Origin of the sequence: Pseudomonas sp. KBW05 (assembly GCF_003852405.1) — a bacterium.
Classification (GTDB): domain Bacteria; phylum Pseudomonadota; class Gammaproteobacteria; order Pseudomonadales; family Pseudomonadaceae; genus Aquipseudomonas.
On the sequence record NZ_QAJM01000009.1, the window covers coordinates 299,219 to 315,589 of the forward strand.

14 protein-coding genes are annotated in these 16,371 nt (G+C 62.9%); 6 read left to right on the top strand and 8 right to left on the bottom strand.

Features of this window, described 5'->3' with window-relative positions; genetic code table 11:
* Positions 1-63 precede the first annotated feature (63 nt).
* The 8 genes from DBR46_RS10105 to DBR46_RS10140 all read right to left on the bottom strand — a co-directional run bounded on the left by DBR46_RS10105 (position 64) and on the right by DBR46_RS10140 (position 9,489).
* The gene (locus tag DBR46_RS10105) at positions 64-1,065 is read right to left on the bottom strand and encodes a diguanylate cyclase (protein WP_017738220.1); all 1,002 of its coding nucleotides are present in this window, start codon (positions 1,063-1,065) and stop codon (positions 64-66) included.
* A 51-nt stretch (positions 1,066-1,116) separates the two neighbouring features.
* Complete coding sequence (locus DBR46_RS10110; RefSeq protein WP_124526063.1) at positions 1,117-2,127, bottom strand: chemotaxis response regulator protein-glutamate methylesterase; 1,011 nt, start codon at positions 2,125-2,127, stop codon at positions 1,117-1,119.
* Positions 2,124-4,412, bottom strand: a complete 2,289-nt coding sequence (locus tag DBR46_RS10115) for a hybrid sensor histidine kinase/response regulator (protein WP_124526064.1) — start codon at positions 4,410-4,412, stop codon at positions 2,124-2,126. Before DBR46_RS10115 ends, DBR46_RS10110 begins: the two co-directional genes overlap by 4 nt.
* The gene (locus tag DBR46_RS10120; protein ID WP_124526065.1) at positions 4,409-5,110 is read right to left on the bottom strand and encodes a chemotaxis protein CheW; all 702 of its coding nucleotides are present in this window, start codon (positions 5,108-5,110) and stop codon (positions 4,409-4,411) included. The genes DBR46_RS10115 and DBR46_RS10120 overlap by 4 nt, the downstream gene beginning before the upstream one ends.
* Complete coding sequence (locus tag DBR46_RS10125) at positions 5,107-6,369, bottom strand: protein-glutamate O-methyltransferase CheR (protein WP_124526066.1); 1,263 nt, start codon at positions 6,367-6,369, stop codon at positions 5,107-5,109. Before DBR46_RS10125 ends, DBR46_RS10120 begins: the two co-directional genes overlap by 4 nt.
* Entirely contained in the window at positions 6,366-6,878 is a 513-nt protein-coding gene (locus tag DBR46_RS10130) for a chemotaxis protein CheW (RefSeq protein ID WP_124526067.1), read from the bottom strand. The genes DBR46_RS10125 and DBR46_RS10130 overlap by 4 nt, the downstream gene beginning before the upstream one ends.
* Complete coding sequence (locus DBR46_RS10135) at positions 6,878-8,500, bottom strand: methyl-accepting chemotaxis protein (protein WP_124526068.1); 1,623 nt, start codon at positions 8,498-8,500, stop codon at positions 6,878-6,880. Before DBR46_RS10135 ends, DBR46_RS10130 begins: the two co-directional genes overlap by 1 nt.
* A gap of 281 nt (positions 8,501-8,781) precedes the next feature.
* Positions 8,782-9,489: a tellurite resistance TerB family protein gene (locus tag DBR46_RS10140; RefSeq protein WP_124526069.1), complete on the bottom strand. Its 708-nt coding sequence runs from the start codon at positions 9,487-9,489 to the stop codon at positions 8,782-8,784.
* A 168-nt stretch (positions 9,490-9,657) separates the two neighbouring features.
* Between DBR46_RS10140 and DBR46_RS10145 the strand changes: the two genes are divergently transcribed.
* From DBR46_RS10145 to DBR46_RS10170, 6 genes are all read left to right on the top strand, one after another.
* Entirely contained in the window at positions 9,658-10,569 is a 912-nt protein-coding gene (locus DBR46_RS10145) for a LysR family transcriptional regulator (RefSeq protein WP_012722545.1), read from the top strand.
* A gap of 132 nt (positions 10,570-10,701) precedes the next feature.
* On the top strand, positions 10,702-12,159 hold the full coding sequence (locus DBR46_RS10150) for a gamma-aminobutyraldehyde dehydrogenase (protein WP_177414030.1): 1,458 nt from the start codon (positions 10,702-10,704) through the stop codon (positions 12,157-12,159).
* Positions 12,160-12,233: 74 nt separating this feature from the next.
* Positions 12,234-13,385 (top strand): putative ABC transporter substrate-binding protein YdcS, encoded by a 1,152-nt coding sequence (ydcS, locus tag DBR46_RS10155; RefSeq protein ID WP_124526071.1) that lies wholly within the window; start codon positions 12,234-12,236, stop codon positions 13,383-13,385.
* A gap of 216 nt (positions 13,386-13,601) precedes the next feature.
* Positions 13,602-14,636 (top strand): ABC transporter ATP-binding protein, encoded by a 1,035-nt coding sequence (locus DBR46_RS10160; protein ID WP_124526072.1) that lies wholly within the window; start codon positions 13,602-13,604, stop codon positions 14,634-14,636.
* A gap of 1 nt (position 14,637) precedes the next feature.
* Complete coding sequence (locus tag DBR46_RS10165; protein WP_124526073.1) at positions 14,638-15,567, top strand: ABC transporter permease; 930 nt, start codon at positions 14,638-14,640, stop codon at positions 15,565-15,567.
* Positions 15,557-16,366, top strand: coding sequence for an ABC transporter permease (locus DBR46_RS10170; protein ID WP_016977919.1), 810 nt, complete (start codon positions 15,557-15,559; stop codon positions 16,364-16,366). Before DBR46_RS10165 ends, DBR46_RS10170 begins: the two co-directional genes overlap by 11 nt.
* The last annotated feature ends 5 nt before the right edge of the window (positions 16,367-16,371 follow it).

The following is a 16,371-nucleotide window of genomic DNA, read 5'->3' on the forward strand; positions in this document are numbered from 1 at the left end:
TAAGTGGCCGTTACCGCAGCAACGGATATGTACACAACACAACACAACACAACGAAACCCAACCTACTCAATCCCCACCTGATTCCGCCCATTATGCTTGGCAGTGTAAAGCCCCTTATCCGCCGCCAATATCAGCTGCCGACAATCCGTCCCCTGCTGCGGCGTCACCGTAGACAAACCGATACTGATCGTCAGGCTAGCCCCCTCAGCCGGCGCAATATGCGGAATCTTCAACGCCGCCACCGCCATACGCAGCTTCTCCGCCACCAACCGCGCCCCACCCGGCGACGTATTCGGCAACACCAGCGCAAACTCCTCACCCCCATAACGCGCCGGCAAATCCGAAGGCCGGCTACTGGCGTCACGGATAGTCGCCGCCACCTTGCGCAGAGCTTCGTCCCCTTCAACGTGACCAAAGCTATCGTTGTAGGTCTTGAAGAAATCCACATCAATCATCAGCAACGACAACTGCGTCTGATCACGCATGGCCCGGCGCCATTCCAGCTCCAGGTATTCGTCAAAGTGACGACGATTGGACAGCCCGGTAAGCCCATCGGAGTTCATCAGGCGTTGCAGCACCAGGTTAGTGTCCAGCAGCTGCTGCTGACTGACCCGCAGCGCGCGATACGCCGCATCCCGCTGCAACAGCGTCATATAGGAGCGCGAGTGATAGCGAATACGCGCCACCAGTTCGATATTGTCCGGCAGCTTGACCAGGTAATCGTTGGCCCCAGCCGAGAACGCCGCGCTCTTGATCAGCGGGTCCTCTTTGGTGGAAAGCACGATGATCGGGATATTCGCCGTGGCCGGGTGGTTGCGGTATTCGCGCACCAGGGTCAGGCCGTCAAGGCCGGGCATGACCAGGTCTTGCAGGATCACCGTCGGCTTGATGCGGATCGCCTGGGCAATCGCCTGGTGCGGGTCGGCGCAGAAATGGAAGTCGATATTCTCTTCATGGGACAGGCCACGCCGTACGGCTTCGCCGATCATGGCCTGGTCATCGACCAGCAACACCATGGCAGCGTTTTCGTCGGTCTTGATGTCGTCGATCTGTAAATCATTCATGTGCAGTCACCTGAATTACTACCTGCAAGCCAGCACCGCCGGGGGTCTTGATCATTTTGCAAAGACCTCCAGCAATCGGGGCGCAATTCTATCCAATGGGCGAATTTCAACAGCAGCATCAATCGCCGCCGCCGCTTTGGGCATGCCATACACCGCGCAGCTCTGCTGATCCTGGGCGATGGTCAAATATCCTTGTTCACGCATGAGCTTGAGCCCCTGGGCGCCGTCGCGCCCCATGCCGGTCAGCAATACACCGACCGCGTCGCCATTCCAGTGGCTGGCGACGCTCTCGAAAAACACGTCGATGGACGGCCGGTAAATCTCGTTCACCGGCTCGGCGGTGTAGGCCAGGGTGCCATTTTTCAGCAGCCGGATATGGTGGTTGGTGCCGGCCAGCAACACCACGCCACTTTGCGGCGGCTCGCCTTCGCGGGCCAGGCGCACCGGCAGGCCAGAGGCGCTGCTCAGCCATTCGGCCATGCCGGCGGCAAACACCTGGTCCACATGCTGCACCAGTACGATGGCGGCGGAAAAGTCCCGGGGCAAGCCCTTGAGCAGGATTTCCAGGGCGGCCGGGCCGCCCGCCGACGAACCGATCGCCACCAGGCTCTCGCGTTTGCCGGTCGCGCGCTGGGGCGCTGCCTCGGCACGCACCCGGCTGCCGCGCTGGCCGATCAGCCAGCCAATATTGAGGATCTTGCGCAGCAACGGCGCCGCCGCGTCCTTGGGGTTGCCCACGCCGAGCGCCGGGGTGTCCACCACATCCAGGGCACCGTGGCCCATGGCTTCGAAGACGCGGCTGACGTTAGCCTGACGGTCTACGGTAACAATCACGATAGCGCACGGCGTCTCAGCCATGATCTGGCGAGTCGCCTCCACGCCGTCCATCACTGGCATGATCAGGTCCATCAGGATCAGGTCCGGGGTCACTTCAGCGCAACGCTGCACCGCTTCCAAGCCATTGCTCGCCACCCACACAACCTGATGGGCCGGCTCGAAACTCAAGGCACGGCGCAGGGCTTCAACAGCCAGGGGCATGTCATTGACGATCGCAATCCTCATCCCCGTGCCCCTCCGATCAGTTCCATCACCGCGTCGAGCAAGGCATCGTCGTGGAAACTGGCCTTGGCTAAATAATAGTCGGCGCCGGCATCGAGGCCACGACGTCGGTCTTCTTCGCGATCCTTGTACGACACCACCATCACCGGCAGCGATTGCAGGCGACTATCACGACGCAACAGTGTGACCAATTCAATACCGTCCATGCGAGGCATATCAATATCAGTGATCAACAGGTCGAAATCCTCGGAGCGCAAGGCATTCCAACCATCCATGCCATCCACTGCCACCGCGACTTCATAGCCACGATTGAGCAGCAATTTGCGTTGCAGTTCACGCACGGTGAGCGAGTCATCCACCACCAGCACGCGTTTGCGCGGCACTTCGGTGGCCTGCTGGCTGCGCCGGGCGATACGCTCCAGGCGGCCGGTGTTGAGCAGCTTGTCCACCGAACGCAGCATGTCTTCGACATCAACGATCAACACCACCGAGCCGTCGTCGAGCAAGGCGCCGGCGGAAATATCCTGGACCTTGCCCAGGCGGTCATCCAGCGGCAACACCACCAACGTGCGCTCGCCGATGAAGCGCTCGACGGCAATCCCGTACACCGCATCGCGCTCGCGGATGACCACCACTTTCAAGGTGTCCGACGGGCTCTGGCCGGCCGGGCGCTGCAACAACTGGCTGGCGGCGACCAGGCCGACATGCCGGCCCTCGTGCCAGAAATGCTGGCGGCCTTCCAGTTGCACGATGTCGTCGGGCGCCAGGTCGCACATGCGTTCGATATGCGCCAGCGGGAATGCATAGGCTTCTTCGCCGACTTCCACCACCAGGCTGCGCACCACCGACAAGGTCAGCGGCACTTCCAGGTGGAAACGACTGCCCTGCCCCGCCGTCTGCTCCAGCACCACCGCACCACGCAGTTGGCGCACCATGTGTTGCACTGCATCCAGGCCGACGCCGCGCCCGGACACCTCGGTGACCTTGTCGCGCAGGCTGAAACCCGGCAGGAACAGGAAGGTCAGCAGCTCTTCTTCGCTCAGGCGCAGGGCAGTTTCCAGCGGCGACAAGTGCCGATCGACGATGGTGCCGCGCAGGCGTTCCAGGTCCACGCCATTGCCGTCATCGCTCAATTCCAGCACCAGCAAACCGGCCTGGTGGGACGCGCGCAGGCGGATCAAACCTTCCGCCGGTTTGCCCGCCAGCAGGCGCTGCTCGGGCATTTCGATGTCGTGATCGACGGCATTGCGCAATAAATGAGTGAGCGGCGCTTCAAGCTTTTCCAGCACGTCGCGGTCAACCTGGGTCTTTTCGCCCTCGATCTCCAGGCGCACCTGCTTGCCCAGGCTGCGGCCAAGGTCGCGGACCATGCGCACTTGCCCGGCCAGTACGTCGGCAAACGGGCGCATGCGACAGGCCAGTGCGGTGTCGTAGAGCACTTGGGCGCGCTGCCCGGCCTGCCAGCCGAACTCGTCCAGCTCGGCGGTTTTTTCCGCCAGCAGGGCCTGAGCTTCGCTGAGCAGGCGGCGGGTATCGGCCAGGGCTTCCTGGGCTTCGAGGTTCAGGTCCAGGGTCTTGAGTTGCCCGTCCAGCGTGTCCAGGGCGCGCGCGCTCTGGCTTTGGATACGCTTGAGACGTTGCATGCTGGACAGGTAAGGCTTGAGCCGCTGGGTTTCCACCAGGGACTTGCTGGACAGATCCAGCAGGCTGTTCAAGCGCTCGGCGGTCACGCGCAAGACGCGCTCGCCGCCTTCGGTCATGCGTCGGTTCTGGCGTGGCGGCTCAGCGGTGACGGGCGGCGCAGGCTCGGACTCCGCTGACAGCTCTTCAACCAGCGGCGCAGGTGCGGGCTCGGGCGCTGGTGGCACTGGCGGTGGCACGGCGTTGACCGGCGCCTGGGACGGATCGAGCAAGCGCTCCATCAACGCCACATAGGCTTCGATATCCGCCGGGCCCACGGTGTTGCCCGGCGTGGCGATGCGCATCAGCAGGTCGGTGCCTTGCAGCAACGCGTCGATATGTTCGGGTTGCAGGTACAGCCGGCTTTCCTGGGCGCTGACCAGGCAATCCTCCATCACGTGGGACACACTGACCCCGGCATCCACCCCGACAATCCGCGCCGCGCCCTTGAGCGAGTGGGCCGCGCGCATACAGGCTTCGAGCTGGTCGGCCTGGGTCGGGTTGCGTTCCAGGGCCAGCAGGCCGGCGCTGAGCACCTGGGTCTGGGCGTCGGCTTCCAGGCTGAACAGTTCCAGCAGCGAGGCGTCGCGCATCTGGTCGGGGGTCATGTGAGGCTCCGGGTCACGGCAGACAACAATTGCGCCTCGTCCAGCCAACGCAGGCTGCGGCCTTTCCACTGCAACACGCCCTGGGTGAAGCGCGCGCTGGCCTGGGTGCCGGAGGCCGACGCAGCCTTCAAGGTGCGCTCGTCGATGGCGTGAATGCCATCCACTTCATCCACCGGCACCACCACCGGGCCATCCTGCGCGGCGATGATCAGCATGCGCGGCATGATCCGCCCGCCGCTGGCGCCATTGCTCGTGGTGTCCAGGCCCAATAGCTCCACCAGCGACAGGCACGCCACCAGCGCGCCGCGCACATTCGCCACGCCGAGCAAGGCACGGGAGCGTTGGTGCGGCAGGGAATGAATCGGCTGCAACGGCGCCACTTCCACCAGGCAACGGGTGGCGATGCCCAGCCATTCCTCGCCGAGACGGAACATCAACAGCGAACGTGTGACCACGTCTTCGTCGATTTCGACGGCGGCTTGCGGGCGCTGGTCGTCCTGCTGCAACGCGTAGCGGTCCAGCAGCCGCGTGGCGGCGGCGGAGTACACCGCGCAGTTGCGGCAATGAATATGGTCCGCCAGCAACGGGCAGGACTTGTCGCCATGGATGCCGATGCGGTTCCAGCAATCGTCGATGGCTTGGGTGTCGGCCAGGGTCAGGTCCAGGCCGGCGGTGTCGAGCGCGTGTGGGCTACTCATCGTTTGGACTCACTGTCAGCTCGCTCGCTACGCGCGGCACGCGCCTGCAAACGGCGCGCCCCCGCACTGTCGCCCTGGGATTCAAGCAACGCGGCCAGGTGCATCAAGGCCTGCGGATGCTGGGGTTCCAGGTACAAGGCTTTGCGGTAAAACCCCTGGGCTTCCAGGGCACTGCCCGCCACATCGCTGAGCAGCCCCAGCCAGTAAAACACCTGGGCGGCCGGCGGGTGGTTGCTCAAATAGCGCTCACACGCGGCACGGGCCTCGGCGCTTTTGCCTTCGTTGGCCAGGGTGGCGATCTGGCTGAGCAGATCCGCCGCGTCGGACGGCGGCGCCTTGATCGGCACCACCTGGGCACTGAACGTGCTGAACGGGCGCGGCTTGACCGGCAACGCCGCCGCACTGCGCGGCGGTGGCGGCGGCGCGGGAATTGGCGCAAACACCGGCTCCGGCTTGACCGGCTCGACATGCCGGCTGAACGCAAACGACTGCGGCACGCCAATCGACTTCATACCGTGGCGCCCCAGCAGACTGCCCTCGGCCGGGCCGATAAACAGCACGCCGTCCTCGTGGGTCAGGCCCTTGAGCACATCAAACACTTGTTTCTGGGTCGGCTGGTCGAAGTAGATCAGCAGGTTGCGACAGAATACAAAGTCATAGCTCGCCTCGTTCGCCAACAGCGTCGGGTCGAGCAGGTTGCCGACTTGCAGGCGCACTTGCTCACGCACACGCTCGCTGATGTGGAAGCCGTCGGCGGACTCGCTGAAATGGCGGTCGCGAAACTCGATGTCGGCGCCGCGAAACGAATTCTTGCCATACACCCCGCGCCGCGCACGCTCCACCGACAGCGGGCTGACATCCAGGCCCAGCACCTTGAACTGGTGCGGCGCCAGGCCGGCATCGAGCAAGGCCATGGCAATCGAATAGGGTTCTTCGCCGGTAGAACACGGCAGGCTGAGGATGCGCAGCGCGCGCATCTGCTTGATCTCGGCCAGGCGTGCCTTGGCCAGGCGGGCCAGCGTGGCAAAGGATTCGGGATAACGGAAAAACCAGGTCTCGGGGACGATCACTGCTTCGATCAGCGCCTGTTGCTCGTCATGGGAGCGTTGCAGTTGCTGCCAGTAATCATCGGCCGTCTGCGCGTGCACGGCCTGGCTGCGCTGGCGCACGGCGCGCTCGATGATCGCCTCGCCGACGGAGGCGACGTCGAGGCCGATGCGCTCCTTGAGGAAGTTGAAGACGCGCGGGTCGCTGCTCATACGCTCAACTCGGCAGAGAACAGCAAGGCGCGCACGTCGTCGGTCAGCAGGTCACTCACACCAATCCATTGCATCAGGCCCCGTGCATCTTCACGCACCGGACCCAGGTATGGCGCCTGGCGGTTGTCCAGGCCGTAGGGCTGGAACTCCGCGGGGTCGCAACGCAGAGTATCGGTAGCCTGTTCGAGGACCAGCCCCAGCCAGCGCGACTCAACCTCGGCGCTTGGCTGGTAATTGACCAGCACCAGCCGCGTGCTGGTGCGCGCCTGGGCCGGGGCGCCAAAGGTCAGCGCGCTGAGGTCGATCACCGGCACCAGCGCGCCGCGATGGGCAAAGATCCCGGCGACCCACGCCGGCGCATGGGCGATGGGTTTGAGCGGCAGGCGCGGCAACACCTCGGCCACTTCCGTGGCCTTGAGGGCGTAGCGCTCGCTGCCGATGTGGAACACCAGAAACAACGCCTTTTTCGCTGCCGGGACGGCGCCGCGTTTAGCCGCGAGGTCGCTCATCAGACTTTGAAACGCGACACGCCGCTGCGCAGACCGACCGCAACCTGGCTCAGTTCATCAATCGCAAAGCTGGCCTGGCGCAGGGACTCGACGGTCTGGCTGCTGGCATCGCCCAACTGCACCAACGCATGGTTGATCTGCTCGGCGCCGGTGGCCTGGGCCTGCATGCCTTCGTTGACCATCAACACCCGCGGCGCCAGGGCCTGTACCTGATGGATGATCTGCGACAGCTGCTCGCCGACTTGTTGTACTTCAAACATGCCACGACGCACTTCTTCGGAAAACTTGTCCATGCCCATCACACCCGCCGACACCGCCGACTGGATCTCACGCACCATTTGTTCGATATCGTAGGTGGCCACGGCGGTCTGGTCGGCGAGGCGGCGCACTTCGGTGGCGACCACGGCAAAACCGCGCCCGTATTCACCGGCCTTCTCGGCCTCGATGGCAGCGTTGAGCGACAACAGGTTGGTCTGGTCGGCGACCTTGACGATGGTCACCACCACTTGGTTGATGTTGCCGGCCTTCTCATTGAGGATCGCCAGCTTGGCGTTCACCAGGTCGGCGGCGCCCATCACCGAGTGCATGGTTTCTTCCATGCGCGCCAGGCCTTGCTGGCCGGAACCGGCAGCTACCGACGCCTGGTCGGCGGCGGTAGAGACTTCGGTCATGGTGCGGACCAAATCCTTGGAAGTGGCGGCGATCTCACGCGATGTAGCGCCGATCTCGGTGGTTGTGGCCGCTGTTTCAGTGGCCGTGGCCTGTTGCTGCTTGGAGGTGGCGGCAATCTCGGTGACCGAGGTGGTCACCTGCACCGACGAGCGCTGGGCCTGGGACACCAGGGCCGTAAGCTCGGTCATCATGTCGTTGAAGCCGGTCTCGACCGCGTTGAATTCGTCCTTGCGCTCCAGGTTCAGGCGCTTGCTCAGGTCGCCGTCGCGCATGGTGCCGAGGATTTCGACGATGCGCTGCATCGGCGCCATGATCGCGCGCATCAGCAGCAGGCCGCACAGGCCAGCGGCCAGGATGGCCACGGCGAGGGACAGGAACATGCTCAGTTTTGCCGCAGAGACGGCATCATCGATGGCGTTGGTCGCACGATCGGCGACGTTCTTGTTTTCGGTGATGATGTCATTGAGCTTCATGCGGCCTGCGGTCCAGGTCGGCGTGAGCTGGGTGTCGAACTCCTTGCGCGCGGCCACAAGGTCGCCGCGTTGCAGGCTGTCGAGCACGCTGGACAGGCTCTTGTTGTAGACCTGGTGCAGCGCTTCGAATCGGTCGAACTCGGAACGGTCATCGCTGCCGGCGATGGTTTGTTCATAGTTGCTCATCTGCTGCTGGATGCGCGCTTCGAAGGATTTGAACTCGGCCTTGTCGGCGTCGCTGAGCTTCTTGTCTTCGCGCAGGCCCAGCAGTTCGAGGGTTTGCAGGTAGCTGTCGACCCAGGCGCTGCGAATCATCGAACTGAGGTAAACCCCCGGCACCGCGTCGTCGCGCACGGCGACTTCACTGTCTTCGATCTTCAATAACCGTGAATAAGAGACCACAACCATTAACAGCATGATGGCGATAATGACCGCAAAACTTGCCAAGATCCGTTGGCGCAGGGTCCAGTTCTTCACAGTAATTCCTCGCAGGGCCATTCAAATGGAGGGGAGTATAGCTGAGCAGAAGCCCTCATTAATCAACGGGTTTTGATGGAATGTTCACATAATCCAAAAACAAACCGGGCAACCATTAACAGCGGGAGCCGCCCTCCCTCGGAACAACGCCTGACGCGGTAAAAAACTGTGGGAGCGGGCTTGCTCGCGAAAGCGGTGTTTCAGTCACTGAATGTGCTGACTGATCCACCGCTTTCGCGAGCAAGCCCGCTCCCACATGTTGATCCCTGTTGTGTCAGTGATTACGAGTTCAGGCGCACCTGGTTTTCCAATTCAGCCTTCAGGCCCGGCTCAAGCTTGAGCTGGCGGGCCAACTCATCGAGGTAGGCCTTTTCCATAAAGTTTTCCTCGTCCACCAGCATCACGCTGGCGATGTACATCTCGGCGGCCATTTCCGGAGTGCCAGCCGCGCGGGCCACATCGGCCGGGTCCAGGGGTTTGTTGAGTTCGGCGTGCAGCCAGCTTTGCAGCTCTCGGTCGTTGTCCAGCTTGGTGAATTCGCCTTCGATCAACGTGCGCTCGCGCTCGTCGACATGGCCGTCAGCCTTGGCGGCGGCGACCAGCGCCTTGAGGATGGCCTGGCTGTGCTGCTCGACCTGGGCCGGTGGCAGGCGGTCGATAGTCTGCGGCTCGCCCTTGGGCGCAGTGGCCTGTTGCGCCTGCCAGTTGCCATAGGCTTTGTAGGCAATCACGCCCAACGCGGCCAGGCCGCCGTAGGTCAGGGCCTTGCCGCCGAACTTGCGCGCCTTTTTATTGCCCAGCAGCAGGCCCATGGCCCCCGCCGCGAGTGCGCCACCGCCCGCGCCGCCGAGCAGGCTGCCCAGGCCGCCGCCGCCGAGCAAGCCGCCCAAGGCGCCTTTATCGTCCTGTTTACGCTGGCCGCCAGCCTTGTTTTGCAGCATGTCCTGGCCAGATTTGAGCAGTTGATCGAGCAATCCACGGGTATTCATTCGTAGCCTCCTGACACTTGGGTTCATAGGACCAATAGGCCCCCAGCGTAAAACTAAGTGCCAAAAAGCCCCGATCTAGAGTGCTTCCAGATGTAACGCGACGACCCTTCGCTAAAACCGATATACACTCGAGCAAATCTATAAAAACACCCCACTGGTAATCCCAGCATGATGACCTTGCGTCAAATCCGGCACTTTATCGCCGTGGCCGAGACCGGCTCGATCTCGGCCGCCGCGCAGACCGCGTTTATTTCCCAATCGACCCTGACCCTGGCGATCCAGCAACTGGAGCAGGAAATCGGCGTCAACCTGTTCAATCGCCACGCCAAGGGCATGACCCTGACCCACCAGGGTCATCAATTCCTGCGCCAGGCCCACCTGATTCTCGCCACCGTCGATAACGCCAAACGCAGCCTGCAACAAAGCACCGACCAAGTGGCCGGGCAGTTGATCATCGGCGTGACCAGCCTGGTGGCTGGCTACTACCTGGCGGATCTGCTCACGCGTTTCCAGCGCGCCTACCCCAATGTGGAAATCCGCGTGATGGAAGACGAGCGCCCATACATCGAGCATTTGCTGGTCAGCGGCGAAATCGACGTAGGCGTGCTGATCCTCTCCAACCTCGAAGACCGCCACGCCCTGCAAACCGAAGTGCTCACCCACTCCCCGCACCGCCTGTGGCTGCCGGCGCAACACCCGCTGCTGGAGCACGACAGCATCAACCTCGCCGACGTGGCGCGCGAGCCGCTGATCCAACTGAACGTTGATGAAATGGGCCACAACGCCCAGCGCCTGTGGGCCGGCGCCGGCCTACAGCCACGCGTAACCTTACGCACAGCTTCCACCGAAGCCGTCCGAAGCCTGGTGGCGGCAGGCCTGGGTGTGTCGATCCAGCCGGACATGACCTACCGCCCCTGGTCGCTGGAGGGCGACATTATTGAAGCGCGGCCGATTGCCGACCTCAGCCAGACCCTGGACGTCGGCCTGGCCTGGCGCCGTGGCACCGCGCGGCCGGCGTTGGTCGACCCATTCCTGACGGTCGCTCGTGAACAGCCGCACCCGCGCAAGCCATCTATTTAATCGAATGCTGCATTCAGTATTTAGTATTTGTTGACCTCGCGCCTGACCTCTAGTCTCTGTGCATCCATAAGAGAAAGGTCAGGCCCTCGCAAGAGAACGCCCATGGCCACACAAGAAAAGAGATCGCGAAAAATGTCCGGCGCGCCCACCCCGCTGCTCACTGCGTTGCTGATCGACGGCGAACTGGTCCAGGGCCAGGGTTTTGTCGAGCCGATCCTCAACCCGGCCACCGGTGAAGTGCTCACCCAGATCGCCGAAGCCAGCACCGAGCAAGTCGAAAGCGCGATCCTCGCCGCCCACCGCGCCTTTGCCGGTTGGTCGCGAACCACGCCGCAGCAACGCTCGAACATCTTGCTCGGCATCGCTGACGCCATCGAAAAACAAGCCGATTACCTGGCCCGCCTGGAATCCCTGAACTGCGGAAAGCCGTTGCACCTGGCGCGCCAGGATGACTTGAGCGCCACCATGGATGTGTTCCGCTTCTTCGCCGGTGCGGTGCGTTGCCAGACCGGCCAGCTCAGCGGCGAGTACCTGCCGGGCTACACCAGCATGGTGCGCCGCGACCCTATCGGCGTCGTTGCTTCGATTGCGCCGTGGAACTACCCGCTGATGATGGCCGCGTGGAAAATCGCCCCGGCCCTGGCCGCCGGCAATACCCTGGTGTTCAAACCCTCGGAGCACACGCCGCTGTCGATCCTGGCCCTGGCGCCAGCCCTCAGCCAACTGCTGCCGCGTGGGGTGATCAACATTCTGTGTGGCGGTGGCGAAGGCGTCGGCAGCCATTTGGTCAGCCACGCGAAAGTGCGCATGGTCTCGCTGACCGGCGATATCGTCACCGGGCAGAAAATCCTGCAAGCCGCGTCGAAAACCCTGAAACGCACGCACCTGGAACTCGGCGGCAAAGCCCCGGTGATCGTATGCAACGACGCCGACCTGCAAGCCGTGGTCGAGGGCGTGCGCGCCTATGGCTACTACAACGCCGGCCAGGATTGCACCGCCGCCTGCCGCATCTACGCCCAGGCCGGGATTCACGACAAATTGGTCGCCGAGCTGGGTGCAGCGGTCAGCAGCCTGCGCTTTGCCGGTAAACGCGACGCCGACAACGAACTCGGCCCGCTGATCAGCACGCGCCAGCGCGACCGCGTGGCCAGCTTTGTCGAACGCGCCCTTGGCCAACCGCATATCGAACGCGTGACCGGCGCCGCCGTGCATTCCGGCGCAGGCTTCTATTACCAGCCGACCCTGCTGGCCGGCTGTAAACAAAGTGATGAAATCGTCCAGCGCGAAGTGTTCGGCCCGGTGGTCACCGTGACCCGCTTCGACGAACTGGAACAAGCGGTGGACTGGGCCAACGACTCCGAATACGGCCTGGCTTCCTCGGTATGGACCCAGAATCTGGACAAGGCCATGCAGGTCGCCGCCCGCCTGCAATACGGCTGCACCTGGATCAACAGCCACTTCATGCTGGTCAGCGAAATGCCCCATGGCGGCTTGAAGCGCTCGGGGTATGGCAAGGATCTGTCCAGCGATTCGCTACAGGACTACAGCGTGGTGCGCCACATCATGGCGCGCCACGGCCAGCATCTCTAAAACAACAACTAAGCTCATGCGTCACCGGTTTGCGAAAAACTGCCCCGACCATAATTAAAGAAGAGGGAACCCCCATGTCCGCGCACAAGACCGCACTGCTCAGTGCCCTGGCCACCGCGCTGCTGGCCAGCGCCAGCCTGCAGGCCGCCGAACCGCTCAAGGCCGTTGGCGCTGGTGAAGGCCAGCTGGATATCGTCGCCTGGCCCGGCTATATCGAACGTGGCGAAAGCGACAAGGCCTACGATTGGGTCACAGGTTTCGAGAAGGAGACCGGCTGCAAGGTCAATGTGAAAACCGCCGCCACCTCTGACGAAATGGTCAGCCTGATGGCCAAGGGCGGCTATGACCTGGTCACCGCCTCGGGCGACGCTTCGCTGCGTTTGATCGGTGGCAAGCGCGTGCAGCCGATCAACACGGCGTTGATCCCGAACTGGAAGAACATCGACCCGCGCCTCAAGGATGCGCCGTGGTACGTGGTCGGCCAGCAAACCTACGGCACCCCGTACCAGTGGGGCCCGAACGTGTTGATGTACAACACAAACGTGTTCAAGACCGCGCCCACCAGTTGGAACGTGCTGTTCGAGGCGCAGAACCTGCCGGACGGCAAGCCGAACAAGGGCCGCGTGCAGGCCTATGACGGCCCGATCTACATCGCCGACGCGGCGCTGTACCTCAAGTCGACCCAGCCGGAACTGGGCATCCAGAACCCCTATGAGCTGACCGAAACCCAGTACAAGGCCGTGCTCGACCTGTTGCGCGCCCAGCAACCGTTGATCCACCGCTACTGGCACGACACCACCGTGCAAATGAGTGACTTCAAGAACGAAGGCGTGGTGGCCTCCAGCGCGTGGCCGTATCAGGTCAACGGCTTGGTCAACGAGAAGCAGCCGATTGCGTCGACCATCCCCAAGGAAGGCGCCACCGGCTGGGCCGACACCACCATGTTGCACAGCGACGCCAAGCACCCGAACTGCGCCTACAAGTGGATGGACTGGTCGCTGCAACCGAAGGTGCAGGGCGACGTGGCGGCCTGGTTCGGCTCGCTGCCGGCGGTGCCTGCGGCCTGTAAGGAAAGCGAACTGCTCGGCGCCGAGGGCTGCAAGACCAATGGTTTCGACCAGTTCGACAAGATCGCCTTCTGGAAAACCCCGCAGGCTGAGGGCGGCAAGTTCGTGCCGTATAGCCGCTGGACCCAGGATTACATTGCGATCATGGGCGGCCGCTAAGCCTTCCTGACAACACAGGACCAATGTGGAGCGGGCTTGTGTGGGAGCGGGCTTGCTCGCGAATGCGGTGTGTCAGCCAACACATCCATAACTGACCCACCGTATTCGCGAGCAAGCCCGCTCCCACATTTTTGACCGCGTTCACAGATTCCCAGATTTTTCAGAAGTCCAGGCCGGGCAGCTGCGACGACCCGCGCCTTTTCGGAGCACCGCACCATGACGCTTGCAGTCCAATTCACCCACGTTTCCCGTCAGTTCGGCGAAGTGAAGGCCGTTGACCGGGTTTCCATCGATATCCAGGACGGCGAGTTCTTTTCCATGCTCGGCCCTTCCGGCTCGGGCAAGACCACGTGCCTGCGCCTGATCGCCGGGTTCGAGCAACCGAGCGCAGGCTCGATCCGTATTCACGGTGAGGAAGCCGCGGGCTTGCCGCCGTATCAGCGCGACGTGAACACTGTGTTCCAGGATTACGCGCTGTTCCCCCATATGAATGTGCGCGACAACGTGGCCTATGGCCTCAAGGTCAAGGGCGTCGGCAAGGTCGAGCGCCTGAATCGTGCCGAGGAAGCCCTGGGCATGGTCGCCCTCGGCGGTTACGGCGAGCGCAAGCCGGTGCAACTGTCCGGCGGCCAGCGCCAGCGTGTGGCCCTGGCCCGCGCCCTGGTCAATCGCCCGCGCGTGTTGCTGTTGGATGAGCCGCTGGGCGCCCTCGACCTCAAGCTGCGCGAGCAGATGCAAAGCGAGCTGAAAAAGCTGCAACGCCAGCTCGGCATCACCTTTATCTTCGTGACCCACGACCAGACCGAAGCGCTGTCGATGTCTGACCGGGTGGCGGTGTTCAACAAAGGCCGCATCGAGCAGGTCGATACCCCACGTAACCTGTACATGAAGCCGGCCACTACGTTTGTCGCCGAGTTCGTCGGCACCTCCAACGTGATTCGCGGCGAGCTGGCCCAACGCCTGAGCGGCAACCCCCAGCCGTTTTCGATCCGCCCGGAACACGTGCGTTTTGCCGAAGGCCCACTGGCTGCCGGCGATGTGGAAGTCAGCGGCCTGCTGCACGACATCCAATACCAGGGCAGCGCCACGCGCTATGAACTGAAACTGGAAAACGGCCAGGCCTTGAACATCAGCCAGGCCAACAACCAGTGGCTGGACATCAGCAGCGGCCATCAGGTCGGCCAGTCGATCACCGCCCGCTGGGCCCGTGAAGCCATGACGCCACTGACCGACATCGCAGGCGAGGTGTGACATGAACCTGGCCCTTTCCCAACCGCCGATGCGCAGGTTTTCCAACCTGCTGTACCGCAAGCCCAACCTGTACCTGGCGATGTTGCTGATACCGCCGCTGATCTGGTTCGGCGCGATCTACCTCGGCTCGCTGCTGACCTTGCTCTGGCAAGGGTTCTACACCTTTGACGACTTCACCATGGCGGTCACGCCGGACCTGACCCTGGCCAACTTCGCCGCGCTGTTCCAGCCGTCGAACTTCGACATCATCCTGCGCACCCTGAGCATGGCGATCGTGGTGTCCATCGCCAGCGCCGTGGTGGCCTTTCCCATCGCCTACTACATGGCGCGCTATACCACCGGCAAGACCAAGGCGTTTTTCTACATCGCGGTGATGATGCCGATGTGGGCCAGCTACATCGTCAAGGCCTATGCCTGGACCCTGCTGCTGGCCAAGGTCGGCGTCGCGCAGTGGTTTGTGCAGCACCTGGGCCTGGAGCCGGTGTTGCAGTTCGTACTGGGCATTCCCGGCGTGGGCGGCAGCACCTTGAGCACCTCGCACCTGGGGCGGTTCATGGTGTTTGTCTACATCTGGCTGCCGTTCATGATCCTGCCGATCCAGGCCTCGCTGGAACGTTTGCCGCCGTCGTTGCTGCAAGCCTCGGCCGACCTGGGCGCCAAGCCGCGCCAGACGTTTATGCAGGTGATTCTGCCGCTGTCGATTCCAGGGATTGCCGCCGGTTCGATCTTCACCTTCTCGCTGACCTTGGGCGACTTCATCGTGCCGCAGCTGGTAGGGCCGCCGGGTTACTTCGTTGGCGGCATGGTCTACGCCCAGCAAGGCGCCATCGGCAATATGCCCATGGCGGCAGCGTTCACCCTGGTGCCGATCGTGCTGATCGCGGTTTACCTGTCCATCGTCAAACGCCTGGGGGCCTTCGATGCACTCTGAGAAATCATCAATAGGCTTGAAGATCGCAGCCTGGGGCGGCCTGGTGTTTTTGCACTTCCCGATCCTGATCATCTTCCTGTACGCCTTCAATACCGAAGAAGCCGCGTTCAGCTTTCCACCCCAGGGTTTTACCTTGAAGTGGTTCAGCGTGGCCTTCGCCCGACCAGACGTGCTGGAAGCGATCAAGCTGTCCTTGCAGATCGCTGCCATCGCCACGCTGATCGCCATGGTGCTCGGCACGCTGGCCTCGGCGGCCTTGTATCGCCGCGAGTTCTTCGGCAAGCAGGGCGTGTCGCTGATGCTGATCCTGCCGATTGCGCTGCCGGGGATCATCACCGGTATCGCCTTGCTGGCGACGTTCAAGACCCTGGGCATCGAGCCGGGGATGTTCACCATCATCGTCGGCCACGCGACCTTCTGCGTGGTGATCGTCTACAACAACGTGATCGCCCGTTTGCGCCGCACTTCCCACAGCCTGATCGAAGCCTCGATGGACCTCGGCGCCGACGGCTGGCAGACCTTCCGCTACATCATCATGCCCAACCTCGGCTCGGCGCTGCTGGCCGGCGGCATGCTTGCGTTTGCGCTGTCGTTCGACGAAATCATCGTCACCACCTTCACCGCCGGCCACGAGCGCACCTTGCCGTTGTGGCTGCTCAACCAGTTGAGCCGCCCACGGGATGTGCCGGTGACCAACGTGGTCGCGATGCTGGTGATGCTGGTGACGATGTTCCCGATTCTCGGTGCCTATTACCTGACGCGCGGCGGTGAAAGCGTGGCGGGGAGTGGCGGTAAATAACTGAC

Coding starts and splice junctions, on each gene's coding strand:
- DBR46_RS10105 (WP_017738220.1), bottom strand. CDS start 1,065: ATGAATGATTTACAGATCGACGACATCAAGACCGACGAAAACGCTGCC.
- DBR46_RS10110 (WP_124526063.1), bottom strand. CDS start 2,127: ATGAGGATTGCGATCGTCAATGACATGCCCCTGGCTGTTGAAGCCCTG.
- DBR46_RS10115 (WP_124526064.1), bottom strand. CDS start 4,412: ATGACCCCCGACCAGATGCGCGACGCCTCGCTGCTGGAACTGTTCAGC.
- DBR46_RS10120 (WP_124526065.1), bottom strand. CDS start 5,110: ATGAGTAGCCCACACGCGCTCGACACCGCCGGCCTGGACCTGACCCTG.
- DBR46_RS10125 (WP_124526066.1), bottom strand. CDS start 6,369: ATGAGCAGCGACCCGCGCGTCTTCAACTTCCTCAAGGAGCGCATCGGC.
- DBR46_RS10130 (WP_124526067.1), bottom strand. CDS start 6,878: ATGAGCGACCTCGCGGCTAAACGCGGCGCCGTCCCGGCAGCGAAAAAG.
- DBR46_RS10140 (WP_124526069.1), bottom strand. CDS start 9,489: ATGAATACCCGTGGATTGCTCGATCAACTGCTCAAATCTGGCCAGGAC.
- DBR46_RS10145 (WP_012722545.1), top strand. CDS start 9,658: ATGATGACCTTGCGTCAAATCCGGCACTTTATCGCCGTGGCCGAGACC.
- DBR46_RS10150 (WP_177414030.1), top strand. CDS start 10,702: ATGTCCGGCGCGCCCACCCCGCTGCTCACTGCGTTGCTGATCGACGGC.
- ydcS (WP_124526071.1), top strand. CDS start 12,234: ATGTCCGCGCACAAGACCGCACTGCTCAGTGCCCTGGCCACCGCGCTG.
- DBR46_RS10160 (WP_124526072.1), top strand. CDS start 13,602: ATGACGCTTGCAGTCCAATTCACCCACGTTTCCCGTCAGTTCGGCGAA.
- DBR46_RS10165 (WP_124526073.1), top strand. CDS start 14,638: ATGAACCTGGCCCTTTCCCAACCGCCGATGCGCAGGTTTTCCAACCTG.
- DBR46_RS10170 (WP_016977919.1), top strand. CDS start 15,557: ATGCACTCTGAGAAATCATCAATAGGCTTGAAGATCGCAGCCTGGGGC.